Origin of the sequence: Lentzea jiangxiensis, from assembly GCF_900104175.1 — a bacterium.
GTDB classification, from domain to species: domain Bacteria; phylum Actinomycetota; class Actinomycetes; order Mycobacteriales; family Pseudonocardiaceae; genus Lentzea; species Lentzea jiangxiensis.
In genome coordinates this window covers 149,741-174,992 of the sequence record NZ_FNIX01000007.1, presented here as the reverse complement: position 1 = coordinate 174,992, position 25,252 = coordinate 149,741, and the positions used below count along the sequence as shown (strand labels likewise).

The window sequence follows — 25,252 nt, the reverse complement described above, 5'->3', positions numbered from 1 at the left end:
CGGTACATGACAACAACGGTTTCTCCCGCGGTTCGGCCGCTGGTGCGCCACGGAGCCGAGATGCTCGTGGCGATGCTCGTCGGGATGGCCCTGCTCGGGCCGCTGTGGACGCCGGAGCGCGTCGAGCTCGCCGCCCTGTGGATGGCGGCGGCGATGTCGGTGCCGATGGCGTTGTGGATGGCGTACCGGGGTCATGGCCGGATCGCCGAGATGTGCGCGGCGATGTTCGTGCCGTACCTGGCGATGCTCGTGCCGTACTGGTTCGGGCTGCTCGACGCTCACGCGGTCGAGATGGGCGGACATCTGCTGATGCTGCCCGCTATGGCGTTCGTGCTGGTCAGGCACCGGCACGACGCGCACGGGACACCCAGCGCCAACCCGGTGGTCAAGGCACTGGGCTCGCGCTGGCCCACCGTGATCGCTCTCGCGGTGACGTTCGACTTCTGGCAGTCGCCACTCGTGCCTCCCGTGTGGACGCTGCTGCTGTGCCAGGCCGTGTACCTGTTCTGGGGCCGGCGGGCGCCGGGCGTGCAGCTCGGGGCGTTCGGCCTCTACGCGGTGCTCGCCGCCGCGGTGGTCCTGGTGTCGCCCCCGGCCGGGGTCCTGCTGATCGCGTTCGGCTGGGGCGCGCACGCCGTCTGGGACCTCTTCCACCACGTGCGCAACGCGGTCGTGCCGCGCTGGTGGTCGGAGTTCTGCGGTGTGTTCGACCTGGTCATCGCGGTCACGATCCTGCTGGTGTGGTTCTAGTCCGATGGCGATGACCGATCTTCCGCACACCGCTCTGCGCGGCACCCTGCACCTGCTGTGGGTGGCGTCGCTCGCCGTGCCGCTGGTCGCGGTGCTGCGCGAGCCGTCCGGGACGCGCTGGCTCGGCGTGCTGGGTCTGCTGGTGCTGGCCGTCGCGTACGCGGTGACGCTGCGCGGCGGCCCGTTGCGGGTGCTCGTGGCCGCGACCCTGGCGACGATCCCGCTGGTCGCGCCGGTCGGCCCCGACGAGCTGACCACCTGGGCGTGGATCGGCGGCGCGGCGGCCGGCTTCGCGCCGCTGCTGCTGACCGGTCCCTGGCGGTGGCTCGCCGCGGTCGGCTCCGTCGTGCTGGCCGGGGTCGTCGGCTTCTTCGTCAGCCGCGACCACACGACGTACCAGATGATCGCGGCCTCCGTCGGCGCGACGATCATCGCGATGGGCGGCCTGCCGATGTGGTTCGCCGGGCTGCTCGGCGAGGCCCGCGCCGGTCGCGAGGCGCAGGCCGAGCTCGCCGTGAGCGAGGAACGCCTGCGGTTCGCCCGCGACGTGCACGACCTGCTGGGCCACCGCCTGACCGTGATCGCCCTGAAGTCCGAACTGGCCGGGCGCCTGGCCGCGACCGACCCCGAGCGCTCGGCCGCGGAGGCGTTCGAGGCGCAACGACTGGCGTCCACGGCCCTGGAGGAGGTGCGTGACGCCGTGCACGGCTATCGCGCCGTGAACCTGCCGGAGCAGTTGGAGGCGGTGCGCAATGTCATGACGGAAGCCGGCATCCGCTGCACGGTGACGGACGTCGACGTGCACGGCGAGCCGGCCACGCAACTCGCGCTGGCGTTGCGCGAGGCGTGCACCAACGTGCTGCGCCACAGCCACGCCACGTGGTGCATGATCGACGTCGCTGTGGCCGACGAGGAGGTGCGGATGACCGTGACGAACGACGGCACCGAGAAGCCTTCTCAGGAGGGCAACGGCCTGCGGGGCATCCGCGAACGCCTCGCGGCCGTGGGCGGCCAGGTGTCCGCCGAGAAGTCCGGCGACGTCTTCACGCTGCAGGTCGTGGTGCCCGCGTGATCAGGGTGCTGCTGGCCGACGACGAGGAGCTGATCCGCGACGCCCTCGCGGCCCTGCTGGCCCTGGAACCGGACCTCGAGGTGGTGGCCCGCGCCGGTGACGGCAGGGCCGCTGTCGAGGCCGCCCGGGCCCACCGGCCGGACGTGGCCGTGGTGGACCTGCAGATGCCCTTCCTGGACGGCCTGGAGGTCACCGGGGAGCTGGGGCGGGTGCTGCCTTCGTGCGCGGTCGTGATCCTCACCGGCCGCGGCCGGCCACCGCACCTGCAGCAGGCCCTGCACGCCGGCGCTCGCGGCTTCCTGCCCAAGGGATCCCCGGGCGGCACGCTCGCCGACGTGATCCGCCGCGTGCACTCGGGCGGGCGCTGGGTCGACCCGGCCCTGGCCGCCGACGCGCTGGCCGCTCCGCCCTGCCCGCTCACGCAGCGGGAGCTGGAGGTGTTGCGGCTCAGCGAGTTCGGAACACCGGTGGCGCAGATCGCCTCCCGCACCTCGCTGTCCGCCGGCACCGTGCGCAACCACCTGTCGGCCGCCGTGGCGAAGCTCGGCGTGGCCAACCGGTCCGAGGCTTTCCACCTGGCCGTCGAGCACGGGTGGCTCTAGCTTCCGGCTTCCGGCTTCCGGCTGCGATTTCGTGTCCGGTGTGGACTGCGGCTCACGCCTCCGAGGTGAGCACGTCGAACGCGTGCTTGCGATGCACCGCGAACAGCTCCAGCGCCGCCTCGACGTTCCGCGCCCGCAACGCCGCCACCAGCATGTCGTGCTCCAGCCGCACGTGGTCGAGGTAGCCGGCCGTGCTCGAGTTGATGCGCATGATCAGGAACAGGAACACCTGCGAGCGGATCCCGTACCAGGCCTCCAGCAACCGCGAGTGCTTGGCCGCCACGAACACGGCGTCGTGGAACTGGATGTCGCAGCGCACCATCCCGTAGGGGTCCTCGGCCCGCTCCATCGCCTTCGCCGCCATGATGATCGCGACGAGAGCCGAGTCGCTGGCGTGCTCGACCACGCGGCGCACGGCCAGCTCCTCCAAGGCACCGCGCAAGCTGTTCAGCTCGGCCACGTCCTCGTCCGACAACACCGTCACCGTGGCGCCCCGGTGCCACTCGCTGCGCACGATCCCCTCGCGCTCGAGCAACTGCAGCGCGTCCCGCACAGGACCCCGGCTGACCTGCAACGCCTTCGACAACTCGACCTCGCGCAACGGATCACCGGGCCGGAACATGCCGGTGAAGATCGTCGACCGGATCGTGTCCGCGACCTCGTTGCCCAGGCCCCGGCGACGGGCGGGCGCGAGGGTGAGCGGCTTGTCGTCCTTACCCATGTCCGAATGTTAACAACCGCACAATCCCGTCGATTGTAGGAATGTTAACATTCCTACATGCCGAACATCCCCCGCTTCCACCTCGCCATGCCCGTCGACGACCTCGCCGCCGCCCGCCGCTTCTACGGCGAGACGCTCGGCCTGGAGCAGGGCCGCAGCTCCGACACGTGGATCGACTGGAACCTGCACGGCCACCAGTTCGTCACCCACCTGGCGCCGAAGACGGAACGCGTCAGCAACCCCGTCGACGGCCACGACGTGCCGGTCCCCCACTTCGGGCTGGTGCTGGAGGTCGACGAGTTCCAGGAGCTCGCCGCGCGGCTCACCGAGGCCGGCACGAAGTTCGTGATCGAGCCGTACGTGCGGTTCAAGGGCGAGGCCGGCGAGCAGTGGACGATGTTCCTGCTGGACCCGGCGGGCAACGCGCTGGAGTTCAAGGCTTTCGCGGACGACTCGCAGGTGTTCGCGGTCTGAGGCGGTGCCGGTTCACGGTCCGAAGCAAGCGCTCCCGTTCCAGCCGGCGCCTCTTCACGGCGAACCTCAGCCGTGCCAGGCAACGAGACGCAGCGGCTCCCGATCCCTCTCCCGGCTGAAGACACATAAGAATCTTGCACGATGCGCAAGTTTGAGTAGCGTGGAGGTGACGCCGAGCCACGGCCCGGCCACACCGGGTCAGACAGGGAGAGGCCATGACCACGGCCGAGCGGCAGCGCAACGCGGCACAGCTCCTCCGCCCGCAGTTGCCCGCCGAACTCACCGACAAGCGCGCAGGGTGCCCGTTCGACCCGGCCACGGGGCTGACCGAGCTGAGCGGGCGCGGCGGGATCCACCGCGTCGAGCACAACGGGGACTCCGTCTGGCTCGTGACCGGGCACGACGAGGCGCGGGCCGTGCTGGCCGCGCCGCAGATGAGTTCGGACCGGATCAACAGCCCTCGTGCGAAGGCCCTGCTCTCGCCCGAGCTGCACGCCGAGATGTTCCCGCCGGAGCGGCGGGCCGGGTCGTTCATCTTCATGGACGCGCCGGAGCACACGCGCTTCCGGCGGCTGCTGACCGGGCAGTTCACCGTGCGCCGGATGCGCGACCTCACGCCGCGCGTGCACGAGATCGTCACCGGTTGTCTCGACGCGATGGTCGAGAAGGGGCCGCCTGCCGATCTGGTGCACGACTTCGCGCTGCCCGTGCCGTCGCTGGTGATCTGCGAGTTGCTGGGCGTCGACTACGGCGACCGCGACGAGTTCCAGCGCCGCACGTCGAAGCTGCTCAGCCTGAACACGACCGTCGACGAGCAGATCAAGAACGCGACCGAGATGCGCCTGTTCATGCGCGCGCTCGTCGAGGAGAAGCAGCGCGACCCCGGCGACGACCTGCTGTAGGGGCTCGTGCGCGACACCGACCTCACCACGGACGAGCTCGTCGGCATCGCGAACCTGCTGCTGGTCGCGGGCCACGAGACGACGGCGAACATGCTGGCGCTCGGCACGTTCGCGTTGCTGGAGCACCCCGCGGAGCTCGAGAAGCTGCGCGCGGACCCCGAGCTGGTCGAGAACGCGGTCGAGGAGCTGCTGCGCTACCTGTCGATCATCAGCGCGGGCGTCTCACGGCACGCGAGGGAGGACGTCGAGATCGGCGGCGTCACCGTCCGGGCCGGGGAGACGGTCGTGGTGTCGGTGCCCGCGGTCAACCGCGACGAGCGCCAGTACGACGACCCGCACGCGCTCCTGCTCGACCGGCCGCGCGGGCACCACGTGGCGTTCGGGCACGGCATCCACCAGTGCCTCGGCCAGCAGCTGGCACGCGTCGAGATGGCGGTGGGCTTCACCGAGCTGCTGCGCAGGCTGCCCGCCCTGGAGCTCGCCGTGCCGGCTCACGAGGTGCCGTTGCGCACCGACATGTCGATCTACGGCGTGCACAGGCTGCCGGTCACCTGGTGAACCCGGCGCCGAGCTGGTCGATCATGCGGCCGACCAGCTCGGCCGCCGTGTAGCGCTCCGAAGCTTGGGGGGTGTCGAGCCACCACTGCAACACGGCGCGCATCGACGCGAGGATCGTCGACGCCGTCACGGCCGGATAGGGGTCCACGGACGGATCGACGCCGCAGCGCTCGGCGATCGCCGCCGTGAGGGCCTGTTCGCGGGCCGAGTAGGCGGCGAACACGTGCGGCAGCAGCGACGGGTGGCGGCGCAGCTCGCGCAGCTGGCGGAGCCGTTCGAGGTCGACGTGCTGCGGGTAGATGGAGTGCAGGGCCTCCCGCAGCGCGACCAGCACCGGTTCGCCGGGCGGGCGTGCGGCGAACTCCTCGACGAACGCGAGCGCGGTGGCCGTGTCGCCGGCGACGACCGCTTCCTCCTTGGAGGAGAAGTAGTTGAAGAACGTCCGCAGCGACACCCCGGCCGCCCGCGCGATCTGGTCCACCGTCACCCGGTCGAGGCCGTGCCGCACGCACAGGCTCCAGGCCGCGTCCCCCAGCGCCTCCCTGGTGGCGGCCTTCTTGCGTTCACGCAGCCCCGTCATGGCGCAAAGATTAAAGCGTGCCGAAAATTGGTGTAGACCTTGTCACCCGAGTGAGCACCTCACTACGGTCCGTGGGATCGCTCTCACAGACCCACGGAGGACCGGGTGCGCCTACTCGGAGTCGTCGTCCTGACCGGTGCCCTGCTCACCGCCGGCCAGGGGCAAGCCGCTCCCGCCCCAGCAGTTCCGCACCGAGCCGCTCCCACCCTGGCAGCCCCGCACCGAGCCGCTCCGCCCCCGGCCGCTGCGCAGCAGACGGCGTCCGCGCCGACCGTCACGCTGATCACCGGTGACCAGGTCCTCACCGGACAGCGGGCCGTCAGGCCGGCGCCAGGCCGCGAGCGGGTCTTGTTCTCGACCTACACCGCGCAGGGCCACGAGTACGTCGTGCCGCGGGACGCCATGCCCCTGATCGCGAGTGGACGCCTCGACGAACGGCTCTTCGACGTCACCGAGCTCGCCACGTACGGCGGGGCGTTGCCCGTGATCGTCACCTACCCCGACGGCGCACCGCGCACCCTGAGCACCGGGCTGCAGCTGCCGAGCATCAACGGCGTCGCGTTCGACGCGGCCCGGACGCCTCTTGCCGGAATGTCAACATTCCTACAAGAAGGGTCGCGGCGGGAGCCGGGAGCGCTGGAACGGGCCGGTCAAGCGCTGGGCGGCATCGAGAAGGTCTGGCTCGACGCCCGCCGCCACGCCACCCTGGACCGCAGCGTCGCCCAGATCAACGCCCCGGCCGCCTACGACGCGGGCCTCACCGGCACGGGCACCACGGTCGCCGTCCTCGACACCGGTGTCGACAACACCCACCCCGACCTCGAAGACCGCGAGGTCGGCGAGCGGAACTTCACCGGCTCACCCGACAACGGCGACCACCACGGCCACGGCACGCACGTGGCGTCGATCATCGCGGGCACCGGCGCGAAGAGCGGCGGCAAGTACCACGGGGTGGCGCCGGGTGCGCGCATCCTCGACGTGAAGGTGCTGGGCGACAACGGTTCCGGTCAGGACAGCGGCATCATCGCCGGCATGGAGTGGGCGGTCGAGCAGGGCGCCCAGGTCGTCAACATGAGCCTCGGCGGCTTCGACACCCCCGCCGTCGAGCCCCTCGAAGAAGCCGTCAACCGCCTCAGCGCCGAGAAGGGCACGCTGTTCGTCGTGGCGGCCGGCAACAGCGGCCCGAACGCGAAGACCGTCGGCTCTCCCGGCACCGCCGACGCGGCCCTGACCGTCGGCGCGGTCGACGATCAAGACCGCATCGCCGAGTTCTCGAGCCGCGGCCCGACGCAGGCGGGCGCGCTCAAGCCCGACCTCACCGCGCCGGGCGTCGGCATCGTCGCCGCCCGGCACTCGGACGGCAGGATCGGCGCGCCGGTCGCCGACGGCTACACCTCGCTCGACGGCACCTCTATGGCGACGCCGCACGTGGCGGGCGCGGCGGCTCTCCTGCGCCAGCGGCACCCCGGGCTCGGCGGCGCCGCGCTCAAGGCGCGGCTGACCGGCGGCACCACGCCGACCGGGGAGCTGACGCCGTTCGAGCAGGGCTCCGGGCGCGTCGACGTCGCCAAGCTGGTCGAGCAGAACGTGACGGCAAGCCCGACCGGCATCAGCTTCGGTTCGCACCAGTGGCCGCACGCCGGGGAACCCGTGCTGTCGAAGGAGATCACCTACTCGAACGCGGGCTCCGAGCCCGTCACGCTCGATCTCACGACCGAGACGACCGGCGCGTTGTTCAGCGTCTCCCCCGCCACGCTCACGATCCCGGCGGGCGGCACCGCGAAGGCCACGGTCACCGCGGACCTCGCGAAGCAACCGGCCGGCGGCGTGTTCGGCGGCGCGGTCGTGGCGAGCGGGGTGCGGACGGCCGTCGTCGCCGACCTGGAGGTCGAGAGCTACGACGTCGCGGTCGCCGGCGTCGAACGCTCCGGCGCCCCGGCGGCGTCGACCTTCGCGTTCCTCGTCAACGTCGACACCGGCGCCCGCGCGTGGCCGGACAGCGCGACCGGGGTGGCACGCCTGGCCAAGGGCCGCTACGTCCTGTCCGGCAGCGTCCTGTCGTCCGGCGGCGGCTACACGCACGACGCCATCAACTACCCGAACCTCACCGTCACCGGCGCGACGACGATCACGCTCGACGCCCGGCAGGCCCAGCCGATCAAGGTGACGCTCCCGGTCGCCGCGCAGCTGTCATTGCTGCAGACCGGTTTCGAACGGGTCGTCAACGGCACGAGCTACACCATCGGCAACTTCTCGGTGGGCGGCGCGATCGACCACCTCGGCGTCGCGAGCCTCGGCCCCGACTCGGACGAGGTCACCGGCAAGATCGCGACGTTCTGGACCGCGGGCACCGACTTCTACGGGCTCGCCTGGTACCGCGGGGGATCCGCGCCCAGCGGGCTGACGAAGACGGTCGCGAGGAAGGACCTCGCGACCGTCAGGGTCGACATGCCACCGCTCGGGCCGGGCCAGTCCGCGAGCATCGGCCACACCTCCTCGCCGGAGGGCCGCGCCGACTGGACCTACGGCTCACTCGACAACTTCACGCCCGGTCCGCGCACCGAGTACTACGGCGGCGAGGGCGGCGACTGGTCGCGCCGGTTCGCCCTGTTCGACGAGACCGGCAACACCGGTGGTCTCGTCACACCGCTGCGGCACTACCGGCCGGGCCGGTCGTACGTGGAACCCTTCCACCGCGCGGTGTTCGGCCCGGCGCTGCCACCGGCGCGGGGCGTGCCGCACTCGTTCCGCACCGGCGACTTCGTCCGGATCGCCGTGCCGCTGCACGGCGACAGCGCGGGCAACGAGGGCTACAGCCGCGTGTCCGAGGCGAAGACCACGGTGTACCGCGACGGCGTCAAGGCCGCCGAGACGGCCGAGGCGGGCTGGGCGGCGCTCGACGTCGAACCGGGCTCCGCGAACTACCGCGTGGAGGCGTCCGCGACCCGCGACACCGCCTTGAGCACCAAGGTTTCCGGCGTCTGGACGTTCCGCAGCGACACCACCGCGAAGCAGACCGCGCTGCCGTTGTCGGTCATCCGCTTCACGCCGCAGCTGGACGACGAGGGCTACGGGAAGGCGGGCCAGATGCTGGCGATGCCGCTGTCCACGCAGTCCCAGGTGGACTCGGTCCGCATCACGTCCGTCGAGGTCTCCTACGACGGCGGGACGACGTGGCGCCGCACGCAGATCACGGCCGGGCGCGTGCTGCTCGCCCACCCGAGGGAGGCGAGGTCGGTGTCGTTGCGCGCCAAGGCGTCCGGCAGCGGCCAGACCGCGGAGCAGACGATCATCGACGCGTACCTGCTCCGCTGACGAACGCGCCCGCGTGCTCGCGAGCCCACGAGGCGAACGAGCGCGCGGGCCTTCCCAGCACGTCCTCGACGTCGCGCACCACCGTGTACCCCACCGCGGGCATGTCCCGCTTCCAGTCGAGCAGGAGGTCGACGACCTCGGCGGGCCGCCCGGCCGCGAGCATCCCGGCCCGTGCCTCCTCCTCGGACTGCTCGACGTACCTGATCTCCCTGCCGGTGGCGGCGGCGATCGCGGCCACCTGGTCCGGCACGGTCAGCGCTTCCGGCCCGGTCAGCGTGTACGTGCGGCCGCCGTGCCCACCCCTCACGAGCACGGCGGCCGCCACCGCGCCGATGTCGCCCTCGTGCACGAGCGCGCTCCGCGCGTACGCGAACGGCTCCCGCACCTCCCCCGTGGCGCGCACCCCGTCGAACGGGATCGTCTCCGGCCTGGTCAGGTCTCCCTCGACGACCTCGACCCCGGCCGGGAGCCGTGCGGCGGCCGCGTTCCTGGTGACCGCGCGGACCTCACGGCCAGTGCGAGGAGTTCGTCCACGACCCGGCGCCCGGCGTTCCCGGTCGCTCCCGTCACGAGAACCGTCATGGACCCGACCGTAGAACCTGCAGTTAGCTGGAGATCAAGCGACGAGGAGGACGGGTGCCTTCGCCGGGCTTCGCCACTTGCGCAAGGATTGCGCAACCTGAGCAAGCGCTGAGCAAACCGCCGCAAGCGAACCCGTCAAGATCGAATCAATTTCGGAGAGCGATTCGGGTCCGAACCTCCTGCAACGTCCTCGCTCCAGCCGCTGGTGATCGACCTCGCACACGCCGTAACACTGGTCGTATCCGGAAAGCAGCACACGTCTTTCCTGTTCAGACCCTTTGTCGCAAATTTGCGCAATCACGTCGAGATATTGCGGTAATCTGCTGGCCACTTCTACGGTGAGGCGGGCCACACCCCCTCGCGTCCCCACCGAGAAGGGCCAAGCACGCCATGTCACCGACGACACGCGCTCGCTCCCTGCTAGCCCCGCTGGTAGCAACGATCACCGCCGCGGCCACCCTGACGATCTCCCCCGCGGCACAGGCGGCACCGGTCAGCCTGGACCTCAGCAAGCAGACCCGCATCGACCGCGTCACGCTCTCCTCCCCGAAGAACGGCACCGAGACCTTCGCCGTGCAGACGAGCCTCGACGGCAGAGGCTGGTCGACGCTGGTCGCCGAACAACCGCACACCTTCCGCGACGGCAGGGTGACCTTCCAGGTCGACCCCACCCTGGTGCGGCACGTGCGGGCCACGAAGACGACGGCGAAGCTGGAGGTCCGCGAAGCCGCCGCCGGCGCGCGGCTCTCCGCCACCTTCACCGCGAGCAGCAGCACCCAGGACTACGGCGCCGCCAACGTCGGGGACGGCAACCAGGGCACCTACTGGGAGAGCGCGAACAACGCCTTCCCGCAGTGGATCCAGGCCGACCTGGGTTCCGCGGTCAAGGCCGACCGGGTCGTGCTGAAGCTCCCCACGGCGAACTGGGGCGCCCGCACCCAGACCTTCGCCGTGCAGGGCGGCACGGACGGCACGACCTTCACGGATCTGGTGGCGAGCAAGGGCTACGAGTTCACCCCGGCCTCGAACAACACGGTCGCGGTCGAGTTCACCGCGGCCACCACGCGGTACGTCCGGCTGCGGATCACCGGCAACACCGGCTGGCCCGCCGGGCAGCTGAGCGAGTTCGAGGTCCACGGCCCGACGGGCGGTGACGCACAGGCCCCGACCGCACCGGCGAACCTCGCCCTCACCCAGCCGCAGGCCGGGCAGATCCGGCTGACCTGGAACGCCAGCACGGACAACGTGGGCGTCACCGGCTACGACGTCTACGCCAACGGCACCCTGCGCACGACCGTCACCGGCACGACCCACACCGACACCCAGCCGGACGGCCTGCGCGTGACCTACCACGTGGTCGCGAAGGACGCGGCCGGGAACCAGTCCCCCGCCAGTGGCTCCGTGACGCGCGAGGGCGCCACGGGCACGAACCTGGCGCAGGGCAAGCCCGTCACGGCGAACAACAACGTGCACGGCTTCGTCGCCGCCAACGCCAACGACGGCAACGTGCAGACCTACTGGGAGTCCGGCGGGTTCCCCGGCACGCTGACCGTCCAGCTGGGATCGAACGCGGACGTCGGTTCCGTCGCCATCAAGCTCAACCCCGACTCGGCGTGGGGTGCGCGCACGCAGAACGTCGAGGTCCTCGGTCGCGAGCAGAACGCCACCGGCTTCACGAGCCTCGTCGCCGGCCGCGACCACCGCTTCGACCCGGCGAACGGCAACAGCATCACCATCACCGGCGGCGGCCGGGTCGCCGACGTCCAGCTGCGGTTCACGTCCAACACCGGCGCGCCCGGCGCCCAGGTGGCGGAGGTCCTGGTGTTCGGCACCCCTGCCCCGAACCCCGACCTCACCGTCACCGCCACGTCGTTCACGCCGGCGAGCCCCGTCGAAACCGACCGGATCACGCTGAACGCCACCGTCCGCAACGCGGGATCGGCGGCAAGCGGTGCCACCGACGTGACGTTCCTCCTCGGCACCACGGCCGTCGGCACCGCTCAGGTCGGCGCGCTCGCGGCCGGCGCGCAGGCGAACGTCAGCACCACGATCTCCGCGCGTCCGGAAGGCTCCTACGAGTACACCGCCAAGGTCGACGAGACCAAGAAGGTGGCGGAGCAGAACGAGGCCAACAACACCCGCGTCCACCCCGACCGGCTCGTCGTGACGCCGGTCCCGAGCTCCGACCTGGTGGCCGTGCCGTCCTGGTCGCCGAGCAACCCCGGCAACGGCCAGAGCACCACGTTCAGCGTCGCGCTCAAGAACCAGGGCAGCATCGCGAGCGCGGCCGGTGCCCACGGCATCACGGTCACGATCGTCAACAGCAGCGGCCAGACCGTCCGCACGCTGACCGGCAGCCACAACGGCACGATCGGCGCGGGTGCGACGATCGCCGCGGTCAACCTCGGCACCTGGCCCGCCGCCAACGGCCGGTACACCGTTCGCACGGTGATCGCGATCGACGGCAACGAGGTCCCGGCCAAGCAGGGCAACAACACCAGCGAGCAGTCGCTGTTCATCGGCCGAGGTGCGAGCGTCCCGTGGCAGCACGTCGAGGCCGAGGACGCCACCGCCGGCGGCGGCGCGCAGGTCCTCAGTCCGAACAGGACGATCGGCGACCTCGCCGGTGAGGCGTCCGGCCGCCGCGCGGTCACGCTGAACGGCACCGGCCAGTCGGTCGAGTTCACGACGTCCGGTCCCACCAACACGCTCGTCACCCGCTTCTCCATCCCGGACAGCTCCGGTGGCGGCGGCATCACCTCGACCCTCAACGTCTACGTCAACGGTCAGTTCCACAAAGCCATCGACCTGACGTCGAAGTACATGTGGCTCTACGGCAACGAGGCCGAGCCCGGCAACTCGCCGGGGGCGGGCGGCCCGCGCCACATCTACGACGAGGCCAATGTGATGCTGAACTCGACGTTCCCGGCGGGCACGAGGATCAAGCTGCAGAAGGACGCCGCCAACACCACGAACTACGCGATCGACTTCGTGAACTTCGAACAGGTGACGGCCGCTGGAAACCCCGACGCCGCGCGCTACGCCGTGCCCGCCGGGTTCACCCACCAGGACGTGCAGAACGCGCTCGACCGCGTCCGGATGGACACCACGGGGAACCTCGTCGGCGTGTACCTGCCCGCGGGCACGTACCAGACGGCGCAGAAGTTCCAGGTCTACGGCAAGGCGGTCCGCGTGGTCGGCGCCGGTCCCTGGTTCACCCGGTTCCAGGCCCCGCTCACTCAGGAGAACACCGACATCGGCTTCTCCGCGCAGTCGTCCGCGAGCGGCTCGACGTTCAGCGGGTTCGCCGTCTTCGGCAACTACACCGCGCGCATCAACGGGCCGGGCAAGGTGTTCGACGTCGCCGGAGTGCAGAACACGACCATTGAGAACATCTGGGTCGAGCACATGATGTGCCTGTTCTGGGGCAACAACGTCGACAACAACGTCATCAGGGACAGCCGCATCCGCGACATGTACGCGGACGGCCTGAACATGACCAACGGCTCGTCGGGCAACCGGATCGCGAACATCGAGGCCCGCTCGACCGGCGACGACGCGTTCGCGCTGTTCGCCGCGACCGACAACGGCGGAACCGGTCAGCAGGGCAACGTCTTCGAGAACCTGTCCGTGCTCACCCCGTGGCGCGCGGCCGGTCTCGCGGTCTACGGCGGCAAGCTCAACACGTTCCGCAACATCTACGTGGCGGACACGCTCACCTACTCCGCCGTGACGATCAGCTCGCTCGACTTCGGATACCCGATGGAGGACTTCGGGCCCGAGCCGACCACGTTCAGCGGCCTCACCCTGGTCCGCTCCGGCGGGCACTTCTGGGGCGCGCAGACGTTCGGCGCGATCTGGATGTTCTCCGCTTCCAAGAAGTACACGGGGATCCGGGTGAACGACGTCGAGATCATCGATCCGACGTACAGCGGGATCATGTTCCAGACCAAGTACAACGGTGCGGCCGAGAACGTCTTCCAGGACACGGTGCTGTCCGGCGTGAGCATCTCGGGTGCGCGCAAGAGCGGCGACGCGTTCGACGCCAAGTCCGGTTTCGGCCTGTGGGCCAACGAGATGCCGGAACCACACCAGGGACCCGCCGTCGGCGAGGTCACCTTCACCGGCCTGAGGTTCAGCGACAACTTCCAGGACATCAGGAACACGACGTCCACCTTCAAGATCAACATCAACTGATATCCCTGCCGCGAAGGAAGACCACATGAAATCCACGCTCATGAGGCGTGCGGTGAGTGCTGCGCTCGTCAGCGCTCTCGCACTGTTCGGATTGACACCCACGGCAGGAGCAGCGGTCGTCAGGCTGTCCGCGAATCTGACCGCGTCCAGCAGCAACGGCCCGTACGGCGCCGGCAACGCCGGTGACGGCAACCAGGGCAGCTACTGGGAGAGCGCGAACGGCGTGTTCCCGCAGTGGCTCCAGGCCGACCTCGGCGCCGCGAAGAGCGTCAGCAAGGTCGTGCTGCGCCTGCCCTCGAACTGGGAGCAGCGCTCGCAGACGCTTGCCGTGCAGGGGAGTGCGAACGGATCGCAGTTCAGCGACATCGTCGGCTCCGGCGCGCGGGTGTTCTCGCCCGGCTCGAACAACACGGTGACGCTGGACTTCGCGGCCACCGGCACCCGGTACGTGCGGGTGACGATCACCGCCAACAGCGGCTGGTCCGCCGGCCAGCTCAGCGAGTTCGAGGTGCACGGCGAGTCCGGGCCTGTCGACCCACCGCCGCCCGGCGACAACCTCGCGGCGGGCAAGCCGGTCGAGGAGTCGGGGCACGTGCACAACTTCGTGCCCGCCAACGCGGTCGACGGCAACGTGGCCTCCTACTGGGAGTCGAGTGGCCTTCCCGGTCACCTGACCGCGAAGCTCGGCTCGAACGCGGACGTCACCTCCGTCGTCGTGAAGCTCAACCCCGACCCGGCCTGGGGCGCGCGCACGCAGAACTTCGAGGTGCTGGGCCGTGAAGCGAGCGCTTCCGCGTTCGGGACCCTGAAGGCACGCGCCGACTACCGGTTCGACCCGGCCACCGGCAACAGCGTCACCATCCCGGTGTCCGGCCGCGCGTCGGACGTGCGCCTGCACTTCTACTCGAACACGGGCGCGCCCGGCGGCCAGGTCGCCGAGCTCCAGGTGTTCGGGTCCGCCGCACCGGCTCCCGACCTGACCGTCACGAACCTGACGTGGACGCCTCAGAACCCGAGTGAGGCCGACGCGATCAGGCTCACCGCCACCGTGCGCAACGGCGGCACCGCGGCCTCCGGCGCGACGACGCTGAACGTCACGCTCGGCGGCACCTCCGCGGGCACCGCGCAGGTCGGCGGTCTCGCTCCCAACGCCACCGCCACCGTCACCGTCGACGCGGGACGGCGGGGTGCCGGGTCCTACGCGGCCGTGGCCGCGGTCGACCCGGCCAACCAGGTCGCGGAGACCAACGAGGGCAACAACACCTTCATCTCCGGCTCCGCCCTGGTCGTCGGCCAGGCACCGGGACCGGACCTGCGGATCACCGGCGTCACGCCGAACCCGTCGTCCCCGGCGGCGGGCCAGCAGGTGACGTTCGCGGTGTCGGTGAACAACCGCGGCACCTCGGCCGCGGGTGCGTCGGTGACCCGCGTGTCCGTCGGTGGCAGCACGTTGAACGCCAACACGGGTGCGATCAACGCCGGTCAAACCGTCACGGTCAACGTCGGCTCTTGGACCGCCACGAACGGCGGCGCCACGGCCACCGCGACGGCGGACGCGACCAACCAGGTCGCGGAGACCAACGAGAACAACAACACCGCCACGCAGTCCATTGTGGTCGGACGCGGCGCTTCGACGCCGTTCACCACGTACGAGGCGGAAGCGGGCCGCTACCAGGGCACGCTGCTGGAGGCCGACGCCAAGCGCACGTTCGGGCACACCAACTTCGGTTCCGAGTCCTCAGGCCGCAAGTCGGTGCGCCTCGACGCGCAGGGCCAGTTCGTGGAGATCACCTCGACGGTCAGCACCAACTCGATCGTCGTGCGCAACTCGATCCCGGACGCCGCCACCGGCGGCGGCCAGGAAGCGACGATCAGCCTGTACGCGAACGACCAGTTCGTGCAGAAGCTGACCCTGTCGTCGCGGCACAGCTGGCTCTACGGCACGACCGACGACCCCGAAGGCCTCACGAACCGCCCGGGCGGCGACGCCCGCAGGCTGTTCGACGAGTCCCAGGCGCTGCTCGCGAACTCCTACCCCGCGGGCACGAAGTTCAAGCTGCAGCGCGACTCCGGGGACACGGCGCAGTTCTACGTGATCGACCTGGTCGACCTGGAGCAGGTGGCACCCGCGGCGCAGAAGCCGGCGGAGTGCGTCTCGATCACGCAGTACGGTGCCACGGCGAACGACCAGACCGACGACACGGACGCGTTGCAGCGCGCCGTGACGGCCGACCAGAACGGGGAGATCCCCTGCGTCTGGATCCCGGAGGGCCGCTTCCGCCAGGAGAAGAAGATTCTCACCGTGTTCAACAGCGGCGGCGACAACCAGGTCGGCATCCGCAACGTCACGATCCGCGGCGCCGGCATGTGGCGCTCGCAGCTGTTCTCGCTGATCCAGCCGCAGGACGCGGACACGATCAACCACCCGCACGAGGGCAACTTCGGGTTCGACGTCGACGACAACACGCAGATCTCCGACATCGCGATCTTCGGCTCCGGCCGGATCCGCGGCGGCGACGGGGGCGCCGAGGGCGGCGTCGGCCTCAACGGCCGGTTCGGCAAGAACACCAAGGTCACCAACGTGTGGATCGAGCACGCCAACGTCGGTGTCTGGGTCGGCCGCGACTACGCCAACCTGCCCGACCGCTGGAACCCCGGCGACGGCCTGCTGTTCAGCGGAATGCGCATCCGCGACACCTACGCCGACGGCATCAACTTCACCAACGGCACCCGCAACTCCACGGTGTTCAACTCGTCGTTCCGCACCACGGGCGACGACGCGCTGGCCGTATGGGCGTCGAAGTACGTGAAGGACCAGAACGCCGACGTCGGCAGCGGCAACGCGTTCCTCAACAACACGATCGCACTTCCTTGGCGTGCCAACGGGATCGCCATCTACGGCGGTTCGGGCAACCGCGCCGAGAACAACATCATCTCCGACACGGCGAACTACCCGGGCATCATGCTGGCGACCGACCACGACCCGCTGCCGTTCGGCGGGACGACGCTGCTCGCCAACAACGCCCTGCACCGCACGGGCGGCGCGTTCTGGGGTGAGGCGCAGGAGTTCGGCGCCATCACGCTGTTCTCCCAGAACCTGCCGATCCCCGGCGTCGTCATCCGCGACACCGAGATCCTCGACTCGACCTACGACGGGATCCAGTTCAAGGGCGGCGGCAGCGGCATGCCGGACGTGCGGATCACCAACGTGCGCATCGACAGGTCCACCAACGGCTCGGGCATCCTCGCGATGGCCCAGGCCCGCGGGTCGGCTCGCCTGACGAACGTGACGATCACGAACTCGCGGGACGGCGACATCACCGTCGAGCCGGGTTCGCAGTTCGTCATCGGCTAGCTCACTTTTGGCGCCACCTCCGGCCGGGTATGCCCCGGCCGGAGGTGGTTTCCCATGTCCACGGTCGTGGTCGGCTTCGACGGTTCCGACCTGTCGCGGCGAGCGGTGTTCTGGGGTGCCGAGGAAGCTTCCCGGCGCGGTGCGGCGTTGCAGGTCGTTCAGGCCGTGCGGGCTCCTCTGCCGGAGCCGGTGTTCACACCGATGACGATCCCCGTGCCGGAGTTCGTCTCCGAGGAGACGATGTCGAAGGCCGCCGAGGACCACCTCGCCGAGCTCGCCGCCGAGGTGAGGCGGAACTGGCCGGAACTCGCCGTCTCCCCGCACGTCCGCCTCGGCCGTCCGGTCGACGTCCTCGCCGGCGAACCCGGCGAGCTGCTCGTGCTCGGGTCCTCCGGCCGCACCGGCATCCGCGAGATGTTCCTCGGGTCCACCGCCCTCGAGCTGGTGTCGACCTGCGGGCGTCCGGTGGTCGTGACCCGTGCCGGCCCGCTGGAGGGCCGCGTGGTCGTCGGCGTCGACGGCTCCGAGACCTCGGCGGGCGCCCTCGCGTTCGCCTTCGACTTCGCCTCCCGCCACGGCCGCGAGGTGCTGGCGATCCACGCGTTCAACGACGCCGGCTGGGCCGAGCTGCCCGAGCCGGACGTCGGCCACGTCCGCGCCGACCTCGCCCAGCTCCTCGACGAACGGCTCGCACCCCACGCCGCGCGGTGGCCCGGCGTGCACGTGACGCGGCAGGTCGCGTTCGACGCTCCCGCCCGCGCGTTGCTGCGCGCGGCCGAGGGCGCGGCTCTCGTCGCGGTGGGCAGCCACGGCCGCGGCGCGGTGAGCCGTGCGATCCTGGGGTCGGTCAGCCACGCTGTGCTGCACCACGCGCCGTGCGCGGTCGCGGTCGTCCATCGGAGGTGACGTGAGATGCGCGGGATAGCGGCTGCGCTGCTGTGCCTGGTGCTTGCTTCGTGCGGTGCCGCCGATCAGGTGCCCCCGCGGAGTTCCGCGTCGAGCACGTCCGACACACCGACGAGCACGGCGAGCACCCCCGCGCCGCTGCCTCCGTCGTCGGTGGCGCCCACCCAGGCCCCGCCGCCGCTGCCCACGCCGTCTCGGGCGCTCGACCCGACCCTGAAGACGGTGCGGGGCACGGTGTCCGCCGGCGTCGAGCCGGGCTGCACGCTCCTCAGCACACCCGGCGAGCAGTACCTGCTGCTCGGCGCGGATCCCGCGATCGCGGTGGACGGCGCCGTCGTCGAGGTGTCCGGCAGGCCCGACCCCGGCGCTGTGACGACGTGCCAGCAGGGCACCCCGTTCGCCGTGACCCGCATCTCGCGGATCTGACTCCACCCGAACGGAGCACGCCGCGCTGGGCCTTCCGGCGGATGATGGGCGAGTGGAGCCGGACGAACGGCTCGAGCTGGTGTTCTCGGAGTCGCTGCGGGCGTTGAGCTACCAGCAGGGCGCCCTCGACAACCTGCGCTCCCGCGTCACCCTCCTGACCGCGGGAGCCGCTCTCGTGAGCTCCTCGTTCGTCGGCACCGCCCTGCAGAGCCCGCGCTGGGGCACGGCCACGGTCGTCGCGATCACCGCGATGACCGGCGTCCTAGCGCTGGCACTGGTGATCTGCGCGCCGGTCTGGCGGTGGACGTTCCTGTCGAGCGCGTCCCGCCTGCTCGGCGCCGTCGACCTCGGTCACGACCTCGACTCGATGCGGCGGCACCTCGCGGCCGACTTCGAACAGTGGCTCGACGCCAACGAGAAGAAGCTCCGCAAGCTGCAGTGGTGCTTCGTGGCCGGGCTCGTGCTCCTGCTGGTCGAGGTGTCGGCGTGGTGCGTGCAGCTGGCGCAGTTGAAGGGGTGGTCGTGATGGCCCAGGAGTCCGGGGAGACCGCCACCGGGGGCGAGGCCGCGAAGCCGTGGCCGCCGGTGGACCGAAGCATGATCAACTACGGGCTGCCCACGCCGGTCCAGGCACCGACGGCGGCCGTGCCGATCCCGGCGCCCCTGCCGCCCACGCCGCCTCCGCAGTCCGTGCCGTTCCCGGCGCAGAGACCGCCCGCGGGAGCCGGCCCGTTCCCGACGGGACCGGTCCCCGTTCCCACCGGCTGGCCGCCCGTCGCGGGCGTGCCGGTCCAGGCGACCATCCAGCTCCCGCCCGTCGTCCACGTGCCGGCGTCGATCCAGCTCCCCGCCACGATCCAGGTCATGGCGACCATCCAGCTCTCGGCCGCGCGGCCCTCGACCGCACGTCGCACCCCTCTCGTGCTCGCCCTTGCCAGACTGGTGGTCCTCGTCGCGACCGCGGCGGTGCTCGCGTACCTGCTCCTCTGAACGCCGTTCGGCCCCGCTCCACCGGGGAGCGGGGCCGCGGAACGCCTGCGGTGCCTACTTCTTCAACGCCTCGCGCAGGAAGGCGACGGCCTGGTTGATCGCGGCCTCGGCGGCGTGCGTACCGCGCAGGGCGTTCAGCATCACGAAGTCGTGGATCGCGCCCGCGTAGCGGACGGCGGTGACGGGCACGCCCGCCGCGCGCAGCTTGTCGGCGTAGGCCTCGCCCTCGTCGCGCAGGACGTCGGCCTCGGCGGTGATCACGAGCGCCTGCGGCAGACCGGCGAGCTGATCGGGCGTGGCGCGCAGCGGGGAGGCGGTGATCTCGGCGCGCTCGACCGGGTTCGTCGTGTACTGGTCCCAGAACCACTGCATGCCGTCGCGGCGCAGGAAGTAGCCCTCGGCGAACTGCAGGTACGAGTCGGTGTCGAAGGACGCGTCGGTCACCGGGTAGAAGAGCACCTGGGCCACCAGGTCGACGTCACCGCGTTCCTTGGCCTGCAACGTCAGCGCGGCCGCCATGTTGCCGCCGACCGAGTCACCGGCGACGGCCACGCGGGTCGCGTCGAGGCCGTGGGAGGCGCCGGAGTCCCGGATCCACCGCGCGGTCGCGTAGTTCTGGTTGATCGCGACCGGGTAGCGCGCCTCGGGTGAGAGCGAGTAGTCCGGGAAGACAACCGCGGCACCGGCGCCGGCGGCGAGCTCGCGGACCAGGCGGTCGTGGGTGCGGGCGTTGCCGAAGACCCAGCCGGCGCCGTGGATGTAGAGGATGACCGGCAGGTCACCGGTGGCGCCGGCGGGCTTGACGACGCGGACCCTGAAGCCGTCGAGCTCGACCCACTGCTCGTCGACCTCGGGCGCCGCGATCTCGCCCGACTGGACATCGTCGACGGCCTTGCGGCCCTCGGCCGGGTCGAGCTCGAAGAGGAACGGCCGCTGCGCGGTGGCGGCGGCGAACTCGGCGGCGGCCTGCTCGAGAACTGGGCGCTTCATGGCTTCCTCCTGGTGTTCGGGGTGATGCCATAAAGCTAGTGCGCGATTAAATCGCGCACAACGTAATCAGGACCTCATCACCTCCGGGAATAATGACGGCCCCTGTCCGCACAGGGCAGGGGCCGTCCAGGGCAGGGGCCGTCCAGGGCAGGGGCCGTCCAGGGCAGAGGCCTCAGCCGACGGTGAAGCCCGCCGTGGCGCCGGTGAAGCCGGTGATCCTGCCGGTCCACCCGGACTTCTCGTCACCGTGGTGCACGATCCGGTACGTGCCGGCCGGGGTGTCCGCCGGGATCTGCCAGGTGATCGTGGCGTTCGAGAAGGCGATGCCGACCCGTTCCCACCGGTAGCGCGTCGACCAGTCACCGTCGTCGGCCACGCGCACCCACCGGCCGTCCACCTGCCGCTGCACCTCCAGGAAGGTGTGGTTGCGGTGCAGGTTGTTCTTCGGGTGCCCGGTGACGAACACCGACGTGACGGTCTCGCCGCGCCGGTACGAGGCCTTCGGCGCGGTCAGCACGTCGCCGTACCTCTTGTCGGCGGGCTTGTCGTCGAGCACGACACCGGTCTGCAGGTTGATCTCGGTGAACGGCGGCTTGCCCGGGTCCGGCCCGGCGGGCAGCGCGGTTCCGGCCTTCATCGACGCCGCGAGCTTCGCGAACTCCTGCTGGTACGCGGGCGTGGTGTTGCGGCCGAACAACGTCGAGCCGCCCTCGTACTGCTGCGAGTCGTACTCCTCCGGCGTGGTGACGTACTGGCTGTAGTCGTTGGCGTAGCCCTGGATCAGCACGTTCCGCACCGGCACACCGGCTTCGGCGGCCACCGCCCTGCGGATGCGCAGGCCCGCGGTGATCGTGACCTCGCCGGGCACCGCGACGAGGTGCAGCTGCCCGATGCGGACGATCTGCAGCGGCACGACGTTCGGGGTCGCGCCGATCAGACCCGTCGGCACCAGGGAGGCCTTGGGGAACTGGCAGTCCCGCAGCCACTGCGGGACCTCCATCTGCAACGGCTCGAAGAGCTTCTTCCACGGCGACTGCATGCCCTCGGAGAAGCCGGGGATCGCCGGGCCGTCCTCGATGCTGCCCGCGATCGTGGACGCGCCGACGACGCCGGAGCAGGTGGTGCCGGGCTGGCCGGTGTCGGTGTAGCGGCCCTCGACCCGCACGGCCGACATGTCCACGAACCGCATCCGGTGGTCGACGCCACCGGACACCGCGGCCTGCGGTCCGCCGTAGACCTCCTGCGCCTTGCGGTTCTGGCGCTCACCGATGATCCGGGCGTTCTCGAACTCGTTCTCGGTCGGGCCGGAGCCGGGCTTCAGGTTGAGGTTCGGCGACATGTCACCGGCGTTGGTGTTCGGGAACGCCGCCACGAAGCCCGCCGCGTCGTCCAGGTACCGCACGCCTTCGTCGTCGTGCTCCCACTGGTACGCCGCGTACCCCTTGTTGTCCGGGCTGATCAGGGTGTTGGCGTTGGTGATCGACGTGTTGTGCGTGGCGAACCAGCTGATCGCCCCGACGTCGTCACCGGACTGCCGGAACCTCAGCACGGTCACCTGCGGGTCGATGCCGCGCGGGAAGAAGCCCTTGTCCGGGTTGCGGTCGAACGCCACGCGCGACCGGTTGACCGACGCGTCCGTGAGCTCGCCGAAGCCGAGGCTGATCGAACCGGGCTTCACGTCCTCGTGCGCCTCGACGACCGACTCGGTGATGCCGTCCACGACCGCGGCGAGAGCCTGCGGCTGCAGGCCGAGGATCGAGAGGTTGTAGGCGAGGTTGTGCGACTGGCCGCCGGGACCGCTGTGCGTGTGCGTGGCGGACAGCAGCAGGTTCTCGCGGGTGTAGGTGCTGCCGTACCTCGTCTGCAGCTTGGCGAGCACGCCCTCCTGGACCGCGCGGAAGATCATCGCGAGGTCGGCGTTGACGTACGCGACGCGCTTGTTCGTCGCCCGGTCGACCACGACGTAGGCCCGCGACCGCAGCCGCTGGTGGATGCCCGTCGTCTTCTGGTCGAACTTCGAGTAGCCCATCATGCCGTTCTCGGCAGCCGGGCCGGTGACGTCGGAGATGCCGCGGCCCACCAGGTACGGCTCTGGCTCCGCCCATGCGAACGGGCCGCTGACCAGCGCCGCACCGACGAGTGCGACGACCACCGTCAAGACTTTCGTCCGCATGACCACCCCGCCGAAGTGAATTGTATTCACATTTCAGGGTCGACGGTAGGTGATCCAGACCACTTCGAGCAAGTCACGGCGAGTGCGTTGGCGGTGACGACGAGCAAGATCCCGGCCCAGTGGTGCGGCTCCAGGGTCTCCCCCAGCACCACCAGACCGGCGAGAGCCGCCAGCACCGGGTGGACGCTCATCGCCAGCCCGAACAACCGGGCGGGCACCTTCCGCAGCGCGACCACGTCGACGGCGTACGGCACGACGCTGCAAAACACGCCGGCGCCGATCGCGTACAGCACCGGCAACCCCGTCAGCTTCCCGTGCACCACCAGCAGGACGACGACCGGGACGTACAGCGCCGCAGACATCGCGGTGGCCACCGCGGGCGCCTGCAGACCCGGCAAGCGCGCGCCGACCAGGCGGTTGAGCAGAATGTAGGACGCCCAGCACCCCGCCGCGAGCAGGCCGAGCCCGACGCCGAGGTAGTCGCTGCTCGGGCCGGGCAGCACCAGCACGTACACGCCGGCGGCCGCGATCAGCACGAACAGGAAGTCGCGGCGCGTGCGCGACCCGGCCAGGGCGACGCCGAGCGGCCCGAGCACCTCCAGTGTGACGGCGAGACCGAGGCCGATGCGGTCGACCGCCACGTACAGGCTGAGGTTCATCGTCGCGAACACCAGACCGAGCGCGATCGTCGGCCACCACTGGGCCCAGGTGAACCTCCGGACGTCCGGGCGGGCCATCGGGAGCAGCACCGCCGCCGCCACCAACTGGCGCACCGCCACCACCCCGGCCGGGCCGATGGCGGCGAACGCGTGGGCGCCCACGGCGGCACCGAGCTGGTTGCTGGCCGCGCTCGCGGTCATCGTCGCGAACCCGCTGGAACTCTTCATGCCGTCCAGCCTGCGGAGCGAAGACAGATGCGGGAAATGCACGAGCCGGGCGAGCTATACGCTGGACGCATGGATCTGCGGCACGTCCGGGCGTTCGTGGCGGTGGTCGACGCGGGCACGTTCACCGACGCCGCAAGGGAACTCGGCCTCACGCAGGCGTCGGTGTCCCGGTCGGTCGCCGCCCTGGAGGCGTCGCTGGGCGTGCGGCTGCTGCAACGGACCACCCGGCACGTCGCCCTGACCGCGGTCGGCACCAAGGTCCTCGCAGGCGCCCGCCGGGTGCTGGACGAGGTCGCGCACCTGCACCGGATCGCGTCCCGGTCGCCGACGGAGCTGCGGATCGGCTACGCCTGGGCGGCGCTCGGCAAGCACACCCGGCGCGTGCAGAAGGCGTGGGCCGCCGAGCACCCCGGGCTGCCGCTGGTGTTCGTCCAGTCGAACTCGCCGACCGCGGGGCTCGCGGAAGGCACCGCCGACGTCGCCGTGGTGCGCAGAACCCTCGACGACCCGCGGTTCGAGACGGCGCTGCTCGGCACCGAACGGCGCTACGGCGTCATCGCGACGGACAACCCGTTGGCGCGCAAGCGTTCGCTGAAGCTGGCGGACCTGGCCCGGTACTCGCTGGCCGTGGACGACCGCACCGGCACGACCACCCTGGACCTGTGGCAGCCGGGCGGGGCACCGTCCGTCGTGCGCAACACCGGCGGCGTCGACGAGTGGCTGACGCTGATCGCGGCGGGGCAGGCCGTCGGCATGACGTCCGAGGCGACGGCGAGCCTCAACCCGCGACCGGGCGTGGCCTACCGGGCCGTGGTGGACGCGCCCCCGATCGCGGTGTGGCTGGCGTGGTGGAAGGACCAGCCGCCGCACCACCTCACCGATCTGATCACGCTGGCGTGCGACGCCTATCGCATGTGAGAGAACGCCTCCGGCACAGGCGGCGAGTGGACAGCCACCCCGTGGTGGACGCCTATCGCGCACGACCGCACGCGTCCGCTCTGCGCATACCCGGACCGGCCCCGTTGTCCCGGACAGCGCGGTGAGCTTCACCTGCACGCGCGGGGAAGTCGCGCCTGGAGCCGCACCGGCCGCCGATGTGACCGCTGGCGTCGTCTGGTCGCCTTCCAGCGGGTTGAGCAGCACCGCGGGCCTGGCCCGACCGGCGTCGATCAGCACGAACCGGAAGGGTGGCGGGGTAACGGCGGCGGGCTCCGCGCAGATTCATGCAGGCATGAGGTTCTTGATCACACCCGTGCTCCTCGCCGTCCTGGTGGCGGGCTGCACGCCGGAGGTCACCGGGTCCGGCTCCGCGGCGGACCCCACGTCGTCCACGGCCACCGGGACGACCACTCCGCAGACGACCATTCAGGAGACGACCACTCAGGAAACGACGACGCGGGAAACGACCAGGGCCGCCGCCAACCCGCTGCCCGGCGTGCAGCCGGACCAGTACGAGGGCCTGCCGTCGCAGTTCTGCGACCGGCCGTTCACGGGGGCGCTCGGCAAGCCGATGCTGGCCGTCGTCGTGGAGACGCCGCAGGGGAGGCTGAACTGCGACCAGGCCGGGGCGGTGCTGTTCGACTACTACGCCGAACGCTCCGACCCCAAGACCGGGCTGCCGCCGGTCGAGATCGGGCCGATGTCGTGCAACCAGGTCACCGAGGGGCTCATGCCCCAGGTCGTGTGCTCCGACGCGGAGAACCTCATCTACTCCATGTGGCCGCAGACGTGACGGGAACGGGGTGGGCGATCACGTCGCCCACCCCGCTCCC

22 protein-coding genes are annotated in these 25,252 nt (G+C 70.8%); 15 read left to right on the top strand and 7 right to left on the bottom strand.

Annotated elements, in window-relative coordinates; translation table 11 throughout:
- Positions 1-6 precede the first annotated feature (6 nt).
- Genes BLQ91_RS21335 through BLQ91_RS21325 form a run of 3 tightly spaced genes read left to right on the top strand, consistent with a single transcriptional unit; the run spans position 7 to position 2,424 of the window.
- Positions 7-750, top strand: a complete 744-nt coding sequence (locus BLQ91_RS21335) for a hypothetical protein (protein WP_090099023.1) — start codon at positions 7-9, stop codon at positions 748-750.
- A gap of 10 nt (positions 751-760) precedes the next feature.
- Complete coding sequence (locus BLQ91_RS21330) at positions 761-1,822, top strand: sensor histidine kinase (RefSeq protein ID WP_218130350.1); 1,062 nt, start codon at positions 761-763, stop codon at positions 1,820-1,822.
- The gene (locus BLQ91_RS21325; RefSeq protein ID WP_090099018.1) at positions 1,819-2,424 is read left to right on the top strand and encodes a response regulator transcription factor; all 606 of its coding nucleotides are present in this window, start codon (positions 1,819-1,821) and stop codon (positions 2,422-2,424) included. The genes BLQ91_RS21330 and BLQ91_RS21325 overlap by 4 nt, the downstream gene beginning before the upstream one ends.
- Before the next feature lie 52 nt (positions 2,425-2,476).
- Here the strand turns inward: BLQ91_RS21325 and BLQ91_RS21320 are convergent, their stop codons facing one another.
- On the bottom strand, positions 2,477-3,145 hold the full coding sequence (locus BLQ91_RS21320) for a GntR family transcriptional regulator (RefSeq protein WP_090099016.1): 669 nt from the start codon (positions 3,143-3,145) through the stop codon (positions 2,477-2,479).
- 57 nt (positions 3,146-3,202) lie between these two features.
- On the opposite strand from BLQ91_RS21320, the gene BLQ91_RS21315 reads away from it, so the two are divergent.
- From BLQ91_RS21315 to BLQ91_RS42810, 3 genes are all read left to right on the top strand, one after another.
- Complete coding sequence (locus BLQ91_RS21315; protein WP_090099014.1) at positions 3,203-3,619, top strand: VOC family protein; 417 nt, start codon at positions 3,203-3,205, stop codon at positions 3,617-3,619.
- Between the two features lie 215 nt (positions 3,620-3,834).
- Entirely contained in the window at positions 3,835-4,521 is a 687-nt protein-coding gene (locus BLQ91_RS42815; RefSeq protein WP_245733709.1) for a cytochrome P450 family protein, read from the top strand.
- A gap of 6 nt (positions 4,522-4,527) precedes the next feature.
- Positions 4,528-5,079 (top strand): cytochrome P450, encoded by a 552-nt coding sequence (locus tag BLQ91_RS42810; RefSeq protein ID WP_245733708.1) that lies wholly within the window; start codon positions 4,528-4,530, stop codon positions 5,077-5,079.
- On the opposite strand, the gene BLQ91_RS21305 is transcribed toward BLQ91_RS42810, so the two are convergent.
- Positions 5,069-5,659, bottom strand: a complete 591-nt coding sequence (locus BLQ91_RS21305; protein ID WP_090099012.1) for a TetR/AcrR family transcriptional regulator — start codon at positions 5,657-5,659, stop codon at positions 5,069-5,071. The two genes, BLQ91_RS42810 and BLQ91_RS21305, sit on opposite strands and share 11 nt — an antisense overlap.
- 105 nt (positions 5,660-5,764) lie before the next feature.
- Here BLQ91_RS21305 and BLQ91_RS21300 point away from each other — a divergent pair, with 105 nt between their 5' ends.
- Complete coding sequence (locus BLQ91_RS21300) at positions 5,765-8,974, top strand: S8 family peptidase (RefSeq protein ID WP_090099011.1); 3,210 nt, start codon at positions 5,765-5,767, stop codon at positions 8,972-8,974.
- Here BLQ91_RS21300 and BLQ91_RS21295 read toward each other — a convergent pair.
- Positions 8,949-9,377: a Rossmann-fold NAD(P)-binding domain-containing protein gene (locus tag BLQ91_RS21295; protein WP_342670656.1), complete on the bottom strand. Its 429-nt coding sequence runs from the start codon at positions 9,375-9,377 to the stop codon at positions 8,949-8,951. The two genes, BLQ91_RS21300 and BLQ91_RS21295, sit on opposite strands and share 26 nt — an antisense overlap.
- Before the next feature lie 29 nt (positions 9,378-9,406).
- Positions 9,407-9,556: a hypothetical protein gene (locus BLQ91_RS43645; RefSeq protein WP_342670655.1), complete on the bottom strand. Its 150-nt coding sequence runs from the start codon at positions 9,554-9,556 to the stop codon at positions 9,407-9,409.
- Between the two features lie 390 nt (positions 9,557-9,946).
- On the opposite strand from BLQ91_RS43645, the gene BLQ91_RS21290 reads away from it, so the two are divergent.
- Genes BLQ91_RS21290 through BLQ91_RS21265 form a run of 6 tightly spaced genes read left to right on the top strand, consistent with a single transcriptional unit; the run spans position 9,947 to position 19,430 of the window.
- Positions 9,947-13,753 (top strand): discoidin domain-containing protein, encoded by a 3,807-nt coding sequence (locus BLQ91_RS21290; RefSeq protein ID WP_090099009.1) that lies wholly within the window; start codon positions 9,947-9,949, stop codon positions 13,751-13,753.
- 25 nt (positions 13,754-13,778) lie between these two features.
- Complete coding sequence (locus tag BLQ91_RS21285) at positions 13,779-17,108, top strand: CARDB domain-containing protein (protein WP_090099008.1); 3,330 nt, start codon at positions 13,779-13,781, stop codon at positions 17,106-17,108.
- A 54-nt stretch (positions 17,109-17,162) separates the two neighbouring features.
- Positions 17,163-18,014, top strand: coding sequence for a universal stress protein (locus tag BLQ91_RS21280; protein WP_090099006.1), 852 nt, complete (start codon positions 17,163-17,165; stop codon positions 18,012-18,014).
- Between the two features lie 6 nt (positions 18,015-18,020).
- Positions 18,021-18,440 (top strand): hypothetical protein, encoded by a 420-nt coding sequence (locus tag BLQ91_RS21275; RefSeq protein ID WP_218130349.1) that lies wholly within the window; start codon positions 18,021-18,023, stop codon positions 18,438-18,440.
- 52 nt (positions 18,441-18,492) lie between these two features.
- Positions 18,493-18,966 carry a hypothetical protein gene (locus BLQ91_RS21270; protein WP_090099001.1) on the top strand — a complete coding sequence of 158 codons (474 nt, stop codon included), beginning with the start codon at positions 18,493-18,495 and terminating at the stop codon, positions 18,964-18,966.
- Positions 18,927-19,430: a hypothetical protein gene (locus BLQ91_RS21265; RefSeq protein WP_176959872.1), complete on the top strand. Its 504-nt coding sequence runs from the start codon at positions 18,927-18,929 to the stop codon at positions 19,428-19,430. The genes BLQ91_RS21270 and BLQ91_RS21265 overlap by 40 nt, the downstream gene beginning before the upstream one ends.
- Positions 19,431-19,484: 54 nt before the next feature.
- Here the strand turns inward: BLQ91_RS21265 and BLQ91_RS21260 are convergent, their stop codons facing one another.
- The 3 genes from BLQ91_RS21260 to BLQ91_RS21250 form a co-directional block, all read right to left on the bottom strand.
- Complete coding sequence (locus BLQ91_RS21260) at positions 19,485-20,420, bottom strand: alpha/beta hydrolase (RefSeq protein WP_090098997.1); 936 nt, start codon at positions 20,418-20,420, stop codon at positions 19,485-19,487.
- Positions 20,421-20,592: 172 nt separating this feature from the next.
- The gene (locus BLQ91_RS21255; RefSeq protein ID WP_090099205.1) at positions 20,593-22,593 is read right to left on the bottom strand and encodes a neutral/alkaline ceramidase; all 2,001 of its coding nucleotides are present in this window, start codon (positions 22,591-22,593) and stop codon (positions 20,593-20,595) included.
- 26 nt (positions 22,594-22,619) lie between these two features.
- Positions 22,620-23,480, bottom strand: a complete 861-nt coding sequence (locus tag BLQ91_RS21250; RefSeq protein WP_245733707.1) for an EamA family transporter — start codon at positions 23,478-23,480, stop codon at positions 22,620-22,622.
- A 69-nt stretch (positions 23,481-23,549) separates the two neighbouring features.
- Here BLQ91_RS21250 and BLQ91_RS21245 point away from each other — a divergent pair, with 69 nt between their 5' ends.
- Complete coding sequence (locus BLQ91_RS21245; RefSeq protein WP_090098995.1) at positions 23,550-24,398, top strand: LysR family transcriptional regulator; 849 nt, start codon at positions 23,550-23,552, stop codon at positions 24,396-24,398.
- Between the two features lie 313 nt (positions 24,399-24,711).
- Positions 24,712-25,212 carry a hypothetical protein gene (locus BLQ91_RS21240; protein ID WP_143022746.1) on the top strand — a complete coding sequence of 167 codons (501 nt, stop codon included), beginning with the start codon at positions 24,712-24,714 and terminating at the stop codon, positions 25,210-25,212.
- Positions 25,213-25,252 lie beyond the last annotated feature (40 nt).

Coding starts and splice junctions, on each gene's coding strand:
- BLQ91_RS21255 (WP_090099205.1), bottom strand. CDS start 22,593: ATGCGGACGAAAGTCTTGACGGTGGTCGTCGCACTCGTCGGTGCGGCG.
- BLQ91_RS21240 (WP_143022746.1), top strand. CDS start 24,712: ATGAGGTTCTTGATCACACCCGTGCTCCTCGCCGTCCTGGTGGCGGGC.
- BLQ91_RS21275 (WP_218130349.1), top strand. CDS start 18,021: ATGCGCGGGATAGCGGCTGCGCTGCTGTGCCTGGTGCTTGCTTCGTGC.
- BLQ91_RS43645 (WP_342670655.1), bottom strand. CDS start 9,556: ATGACGGTTCTCGTGACGGGAGCGACCGGGAACGCCGGGCGCCGGGTC.
- BLQ91_RS21335 (WP_090099023.1), top strand. CDS start 7: ATGACAACAACGGTTTCTCCCGCGGTTCGGCCGCTGGTGCGCCACGGA.
- BLQ91_RS21290 (WP_090099009.1), top strand. CDS start 9,947: ATGTCACCGACGACACGCGCTCGCTCCCTGCTAGCCCCGCTGGTAGCA.
- BLQ91_RS21305 (WP_090099012.1), bottom strand. CDS start 5,659: ATGACGGGGCTGCGTGAACGCAAGAAGGCCGCCACCAGGGAGGCGCTG.
- BLQ91_RS21285 (WP_090099008.1), top strand. CDS start 13,779: ATGAAATCCACGCTCATGAGGCGTGCGGTGAGTGCTGCGCTCGTCAGC.
- BLQ91_RS21280 (WP_090099006.1), top strand. CDS start 17,163: ATGTCCACGGTCGTGGTCGGCTTCGACGGTTCCGACCTGTCGCGGCGA.
- BLQ91_RS42815 (WP_245733709.1), top strand. CDS start 3,835: ATGACCACGGCCGAGCGGCAGCGCAACGCGGCACAGCTCCTCCGCCCG.
- BLQ91_RS21315 (WP_090099014.1), top strand. CDS start 3,203: ATGCCGAACATCCCCCGCTTCCACCTCGCCATGCCCGTCGACGACCTC.
- BLQ91_RS21245 (WP_090098995.1), top strand. CDS start 23,550: ATGGATCTGCGGCACGTCCGGGCGTTCGTGGCGGTGGTCGACGCGGGC.
- BLQ91_RS21260 (WP_090098997.1), bottom strand. CDS start 20,420: ATGAAGCGCCCAGTTCTCGAGCAGGCCGCCGCCGAGTTCGCCGCCGCC.
- BLQ91_RS21250 (WP_245733707.1), bottom strand. CDS start 23,480: ATGAAGAGTTCCAGCGGGTTCGCGACGATGACCGCGAGCGCGGCCAGC.
- BLQ91_RS21320 (WP_090099016.1), bottom strand. CDS start 3,145: ATGGGTAAGGACGACAAGCCGCTCACCCTCGCGCCCGCCCGTCGCCGG.
- BLQ91_RS21330 (WP_218130350.1), top strand. CDS start 761: ATGACCGATCTTCCGCACACCGCTCTGCGCGGCACCCTGCACCTGCTG.